The following is a 6,390-nucleotide window of genomic DNA, read 5'->3' as shown; positions in this document are numbered from 1 at the left end:
CCGAGCAGCGCGGCGAGATGGCCACCGAGATTCGCGTACCAGGTGTGCGAGTGGATCACGTCCGCGCCGACCGCCGCGGCGGCCATGGACAGGTCCATCGACACGGTCCGCAGCGCGTCGTTCGCGTCGGCGAGCGCGGCCCAGCCCCGGTGCGCCGCGACCGCGGCGACCCCCGGGGCACCCGCCCTCTCGACCACCGGTCGGCCGACGGCGCCGGTCGACGGCGCCGCACCCGCGGGCCCGCCGCCCGCCGACCCGCCGCCCGGCGCCGGCCCCTTGCGGTGGACGGTGAGGTCGACCAGCCGGGCGAGCTCCCGGCTCAGGTACTCGACGTGCACACCCGCCCCGCCGTAGACGTCCGGGGGGTACTCCCGGGTGAGCATGGCGACGCGCATGTGCGGTCTCTCCCAACGGTGCCGTGACGGGACGGGTACGGACGGGACGGGTGCGGGCGGGACGGGACGGGTGCGGGCGGATGGCGGCCGGTTCAGTCGGCGATCGTGACGCCCTTGCCGACGACGGTGATGCCCTGCTCGCTCACGGTGTAGCCGCGGGCGCGGTCCCGGTCCTTGTCCACCCCGACCTGGGCGCCCGCCGGCACGTGCACGTTCTTGTCCAGGATGGCGTCGCGGACGACGGCCCCCCGGCCGACGAGCACGTTGTCCATGAGCACCGTGTGGTCGACCTCGGCCCAGGAACTCACCCGCACTCCCGGGGACAGCACCGACGAGCGCACCGTGCCCCCGGAGATGATGACTCCATTGCTGACGATGCTGTTCACGGCCGTGCTGGTGCGCTGCTGGCCGTCGTGCACGAACTTCGCCGGTGGCAGCGAGGGGATGCTGGTGAGGATCGGCCACTCCCGGTTGTAGAGGTTGAACACCGGGTCGAGCGCGCACAGATCCATCTGCGCCTCGAAGTACGAGTCGACGGTGCCGACGTCGCGCCAGTAGCCGCGGTCACGCACCGTCGTGCCCGGGACGACGTTGCCGGCGAAGTCGTACACCGCCGCCGCCCGCTGGGCCACGAGCATCGGGATGACGTTCCCGCCCATGTCGTGGACGCTGTCCTCGTCCGCGGCGTCCTTGCGCAGGGCGTCGATCAGCACGTCCGTCGAGAAGACGTAGTTACCCATCGAGGCGAACGTCTCCTCGGGGCTACCCGGCAGACCCGGCGGATCGGCGGGCTTCTCCAGGAACGCCTCGATCGTGCGGCCGTCTGGATGACCCCGAACGCCCTGCCCTCGGATCTCGGTACCCGCAGCCCGGCGACGGTGACGCCGGCTCCGCTGTCGAGATGCTGGGCGACCATCTGCCGCGGGTCCATCCGGTACACATGGTCCGCGCCGAAGACCACGACGATGTCCGGGGCGTCGTCGTAGACGAGGTTCAGCGACTGGTGGATGGCGTCGGCGCTGCCAGCGAACCATCGCGGCCCCAGCCGCTGCTGCGCAGGCACCGGCGTGACGTAGTTGCCGAGCAGGTTGCTCATCCGCCATGTCGTCGTGATGTGCCGGTCGAGACTGTGGCTCTTGTACTGGGTCAGGACCGCGATGCGCAGGTAGCCCGCGTTCACCAGGTTGGACAGCACGAAGTCGATCAGGCGGTACAGCCCGCCGAAGGGGACGGCGGGCTTCGCCCGGTCCGCGGTCAGCGGCGCCAGCCGCCGTCCGGCACCCCCGGCCAGCACCAGACCGAGGACCCGCGGGCTCGGCACAGACAGGCTCCCGTCTTCCGGCTCGATCTCCGAACGACCGGCGGGGCCGGACACCACGCCACGAGGCGGGAAGCCCGCCGAAATGGGCCGATGACGACGCCGATCGCCTGGTTCCGACCCTACAAGCCTGGCGGGCGGATACGGGCGGAGTGAGCGGTGGTTGCTGGGTAGCCAGCCGTACGTTGCGCGAACCCCACCGGTTGTTCATCCGGTGGGCCGGGGGCCGTCAGACGTTGAAGCCGAGCGCGCGCAGCTGCTCGCGACCGTCGTCGGTGATCTTGTCCGGCCCCCACGGCGGCATCCAGACCCAGTTGATGGTCACGTCCGCGGCCAGCCCGTCCGGGCCGTCGACCAGGGCGGAGCGGGTCTGGTCCTCGATGACGTCGGTGAGCGGGCAGGCCGCCGAGGTCAGCGTCATGTCGAGGGTGACGGTGTTGTCGTCGGCGACGTGGATGCCGTAGACGAGGCCGAGGTCGACGACGTTGATGCCGAGTTCCGGGTCGACGACGTCGCGCATCGCCTCCTCGATGTCCTCGAAGCTGGCGAGCTCCGGCGGGGCGCCCGGTCCCGTCGGGTCCGGGTCCAGCACCGGCTTCGGGACCCCGGCGGGCTGATCCGCCGCCTCGGCGGTTTCTCCCGTCGCGGCCGAGCGCGTCTCGGTCACCGTCTCGCTCATGGCTTCTCCTGCTCGGGTACGTCGAGGGGGGCGACGCGGGGGTACGCGACAGAGGTGGATGCGCCGGCGACGGCAACGCTCGGATCCATCGCCTTGGCGGTCGCGTCCTTCCACGCCATCCAGGACAGCAGGGCACATTTCACCCGGGCGGGGTACTTGGAGACGCCGGCGAACGCCACGGCGTCCTCCAGCACGTCCTCGTCACCCTCGATGGTGCCCCGCGACTGCATCAGCGCCAGGAACTCGCGTTCGAGCTTCAGCGCCGCGTCGACCGACTTGCCGATCACGAGGTCGCTCATGACGCTCGCCGACGCCTGACTGATCGAACAGCCCTCGCTCTCGTAGGAGACGTCCTCGACGACCCCGTCCGAGACCTTCACCCGCAGGGTCACCTCGTCGCCGCAGGTCGGGTTGACGTGGTGCACTTCGGCATCGAAGGGATCCCGCAGCCCCCGGTGGAGCGGGTTGCGGTAGTGGTCCAGGATGATCTCCTGGTACATGGAGTCGAGTTTCACCTCAGAAAGAACCTCCGGACCCCGTGCAGTCCTTCCACCAGGGCGTCGATCTCGCCGGTCGTCGTGTAGAGGTGGAACGACGCGCGGGTCGTCGCAGGTACCCCGAACCGCAGGCAGACCGGCCGGGCGCAGTGGTGCCCGACCCGCACGGCGATGCCGCGCTCGTCGAGGATCTGTCCGACGTCGTGGGGATGGATCGGCCGGCCGTCGTCCTCGTGCAGCACGAAGGAGATCGCCCCGCCGCGGGCGTCCGCCGTCGGCGGACCGATGATCCGCAACCCCGGCACCTCGGCGAAGGCGTCCAGCGCGTAGGCCGTCACCGCGTGCTCGTGCTCGGCGACGGCCGGCATGCCGAGCGCGGTCAGGTAGTCGACGGCCGCGCCGAGCCCGACCACCTGGGCAATCATCGGGGTGCCGGCCTCGAACCGGTGCGGCGGCGCCGCGTAGGTCGAGCCCTCCATGGTGACAAGCTCGATCATCTCGCCGCCGCCGAGGAAGGGCGGCATGACCTCGAGCAGCTCGTAGCGTCCCCAGAGCACCCCGACCCCGGTGGGCGCGCACATCTTGTGCCCGGTGAAGGCCAGGAAGTCCACCCCGAGCTCGGTGACGTCGACCGGGTTGTGCGGCACCGACTGGGAGCCGTCGAGCACGGTCAGCGCGCCGACCTCGCGGGCCCGCGCCACCACCTGCGCGACCGGGTTGATCGTGCCGAGAATGTTCGACTGGTGGACGAAGGCGACGACCTTCGCCCGCTCGGTGATAATCGAATCGAGGTTGCTCAGGTCGAGCCGGCCGTCGTCGGTCAGCCCGATCCAGCGCAGCGTCGCCCCGGTGCGCCGGGCCAGCATCTGCCACGGCACGAGATTGGAGTGATGCTCCATCTCGGTGACGACGATCTCGTCACCCGGGCCGACCCGGAACCGCTCCGCCTCGGCGCCGGCGGCCCCGGCGTTGCTCATCGCGTAGGCGACGAGGTTCAGCGCCTCCGAGGAGTTCTTGGTGAACACCACCTCCCGGCGGTCGCCAGCCCCGATGAAGGCGGCGACTTTGTCCCGGGAGGCCTCATACAGCCCGGTGGCCTCCTCGGCCAGCACGTGGATGCCGCGGTGCACGTTGGCGTTGTGCAGCTCGTAGTAGGTCCGCTCGGCGTCGAGCACCGCTAGCGGCTTCTGCGAGGTGGCGGCGCTGTCGAGGTAGACCAGCGGCCGGTCGCCGTGCACCGTGCGGGCTAGGACCGGGAAGTCCCGGCGGACCTGCTCGACGTCGAACCCGCCGACGAGCCGGGGTCCGGACCCCGGGCGCACGGCCGCGTCGGTCAGCGTCATGACGCCACTCCCACGCCGGCCGGCGTGGCCGCACCGCCACCCTTGACGTAGCGGTCGTAGCCGGACTCCTCCAGCACGGCGGCCAGTTCCGGGCCGCCCTCGTCGACGATCCGCCCCGCCGCCATGACGTGGACGAACTTGGGACGGATGTAGCGCAGGATGCGGGTGTAGTGGGTGATGAGCAGGATGCCCGTCTCCCCCTTGGCCCGCACCGACTCGATACCTGCGGAGACGATGCGCAGCGCGTCGACGTCGAGGCCGGAGTCGGTCTCGTCCAGCACGGCGATCTTCGGCTTGAGCAACGCCATCTGCAGGATCTCGTGGCGCTTCTTCTCGCCGCCGGAGAAGCCCTCGTTGACGTTGCGCTCGGCGAACGCCGGGTCCATCTCGAGCGCGGCCATGGAGGTCTTGACCTCCTTGACCCAGGTCCGCAGCTTCGGCGCCTCGCCGCGCACGGCCGTGACCGAGGAGCGCAGGAAGTTCGACACCGAGACCCCGGGGATCTCCACCGGGTACTGCATCGCCAGGAAGATCCCGGCCCGGGCCCGGGCGTCGACGCTCATCGCGAGGACGTCCTCGCCGTCGAGCGTGATGCTGCCCTCGGTGACCGTGTACTTGGGATGGCCCGCGATCGAATAGGACAGCGTCGACTTGCCCGACCCGTTCGGCCCCATAATCGCGTGCGTCTCGCCCTTGCGGACGGTCAGGTCCACCCCGCGCAGGATCTCGCGCGTGCCCTCGCCGTCCGTCTCCACCGAGACATGCAGATTGCGGATCTCCAGTGTGGACACCGCTGCCGTCACCCTCGTTCCGGGTTCGAATGTGTGACGTCGACGAGCACGTCGTCGCCGTCGATGGTCACTGCGTACGTGGGCACCGGCTCAATCGCCGGCAGGCTCAGCGGGACGCCGCTGGCCAGGTCGAACTGGGACCCGTGCAGCCAACACTCGATCTTGCCGTCCTCGGCCTCGCCCTGGGAGAGCATCACGTCGGCGTGCGAGCACTCGTCACGCACGGCGTAGACCGCCCCGCCCGACCGCACCACGCACACCGGCACACCCTCGATCTCGGTGCCGATCGCGGTGCCCTCGGCGAGGTCCGCGGCGGCACACACCCGGTGCCACCGCGGGGCGACCGAGGAGCTGCCCGCGGCAGAACCGCCGGTCGCGGTCGTCATCCGCCCACCTCCACCGACAACTCCGCCGACGACGGCTCCGCAGCCTCGTCCGGGAGGTCGGCCGACAGCTCGCCGACGATCTTGATCATGATGCGTTCCCGCAGCTCCGGCACGCCGATCCGGTCGATGATCTCGGCGAAGAAACCGTGCACCACGAGCCGGCGGGCCTCCTCGGGCGAGATCCCCCGCGACTGCAGGTAGAACAGCGCCTCGTCATCGAACCGGCCGGTGGCACTGGCGTGACCGGCACCGGCGACCTCACCGGTGAGGATCTCCAGGTTCGGGACCGAGTCGGCCCGCGCGCCGTCGGTGAGCACGAGATTGCGGTTGAGCTCGTAGGTGTCCGTGCCCACGGCGTCGGCGCCGATGAGGACGTCGCCGATCCACACCGCGTGGGCGGCGTCCCCGCGCAGCGCGCCCTTGTAGGTGACCCGGCTGCGGCAGGAACGCGGCTCGTGCGTGACGAGCAGCCGGTGCTCCTGGTGCTGGCCGGCGTCGGTGAAGAACACGCCGTAGAGCTCGGCGTCGCCGCCGGGCCCGCGGTAGTCCACGGTCGGGTTGAGCCGCACCAGGTCACCGCCGAGGGTGATGGTGAACGAGCGCAGCCGAGCGTCGCGCCCCAGCGAGTAGGCGTGCGCGCCGAGGTGCACGGCGTCGTCGTCCCAGTCCTGCAGGGTGATGAAGGTGAGCGAGGCGCCGTGCCCCACGTACACCTCGACGTTGCCGGCGTAGGTGGCGCTGCCGGTGTGGTCGAGCACCACGGTGGCGGACGCGAACGGGCCCACTTCGACGAGGACGTGACCGTAGGCCACCCCGCCCGGGGAGCCGCGCCGCCCGCCGTCGCCGCTCGTCGCGACGAACCCGGCCGGGGACCTGGGGCTCTCACCATGCAGGTGCACGACCACCGGCTCGGTGAGCGCGGCCTCGGCCGGGACGGTGACGGCGAGCGCGCCCGCCGACCGGGTCAGGGCGAAGGCGGCC

At 71.0% G+C, this 6,390-nt stretch carries 6 protein-coding genes and 2 pseudogenes; all 8 read right to left on the bottom strand.

The genetic code is table 11. The annotated features are described in order from the left end of the window. Positions 1-395: pseudogene (locus AC08ON_RS04530) on the bottom strand (glycogen synthase); the annotation flags it as partial. A gap of 92 nt (positions 396-487) precedes the next feature. Next, positions 488-1,716: pseudogene (gene glgC / locus AC08ON_RS04525) on the bottom strand (glucose-1-phosphate adenylyltransferase). A 226-nt stretch (positions 1,717-1,942) separates the two neighbouring features. Continuing rightward, the gene (locus AC08ON_RS04520) at positions 1,943-2,392 is read right to left on the bottom strand and encodes a metal-sulfur cluster assembly factor (RefSeq protein WP_476606243.1); all 450 of its coding nucleotides are present in this window, start codon (positions 2,390-2,392) and stop codon (positions 1,943-1,945) included. Next, positions 2,389-2,907: a Fe-S cluster assembly sulfur transfer protein SufU gene (sufU, locus tag AC08ON_RS04515; protein WP_011436104.1), complete on the bottom strand. Its 519-nt coding sequence runs from the start codon at positions 2,905-2,907 to the stop codon at positions 2,389-2,391. Before sufU ends, AC08ON_RS04520 begins: the two co-directional genes overlap by 4 nt. After that, on the bottom strand, positions 2,904-4,232 hold the full coding sequence (locus tag AC08ON_RS04510) for a cysteine desulfurase (protein ID WP_476606244.1): 1,329 nt from the start codon (positions 4,230-4,232) through the stop codon (positions 2,904-2,906). The genes sufU and AC08ON_RS04510 overlap by 4 nt, the downstream gene beginning before the upstream one ends. Then, positions 4,229-5,023 (bottom strand): Fe-S cluster assembly ATPase SufC, encoded by a 795-nt coding sequence (gene sufC, locus AC08ON_RS04505; protein WP_476606245.1) that lies wholly within the window; start codon positions 5,021-5,023, stop codon positions 4,229-4,231. Before sufC ends, AC08ON_RS04510 begins: the two co-directional genes overlap by 4 nt. A gap of 8 nt (positions 5,024-5,031) precedes the next feature. Further along, a complete protein-coding gene (locus AC08ON_RS04500) occupies positions 5,032-5,409 on the bottom strand; it encodes a non-heme iron oxygenase ferredoxin subunit (RefSeq protein ID WP_476606246.1) in 378 nt (125 codons plus the stop codon). After that, positions 5,406-6,390 (bottom strand): Fe-S cluster assembly protein SufD (gene sufD, locus AC08ON_RS04495; protein ID WP_476616512.1); only part of this gene is annotated, 985 nt, incomplete at its 5' end. The genes AC08ON_RS04500 and sufD, both read right to left, overlap by 4 nt.

It is taken from the genome of Frankia sp. CoWAU3 (assembly GCF_977971855.1).
The sequence above is the reverse complement of the archived record's forward strand: the minus strand, read 5'-3'. Positions and strand labels throughout refer to the sequence as shown.

Bases quoted from the DNA above. Each gene is read 5' to 3' on its own strand.
- AC08ON_RS04510 (WP_476606244.1), bottom strand. From the start codon at position 4,232: ATGACGCTGACCGACGCGGCCGTGCGCCCGGGGTCCGGACCCCGGCTC.
- AC08ON_RS04520 (WP_476606243.1), bottom strand. From the start codon at position 2,392: ATGAGCGAGACGGTGACCGAGACGCGCTCGGCCGCGACGGGAGAAACC.
- AC08ON_RS04500 (WP_476606246.1), bottom strand. From the start codon at position 5,409: ATGACGACCGCGACCGGCGGTTCTGCCGCGGGCAGCTCCTCGGTCGCC.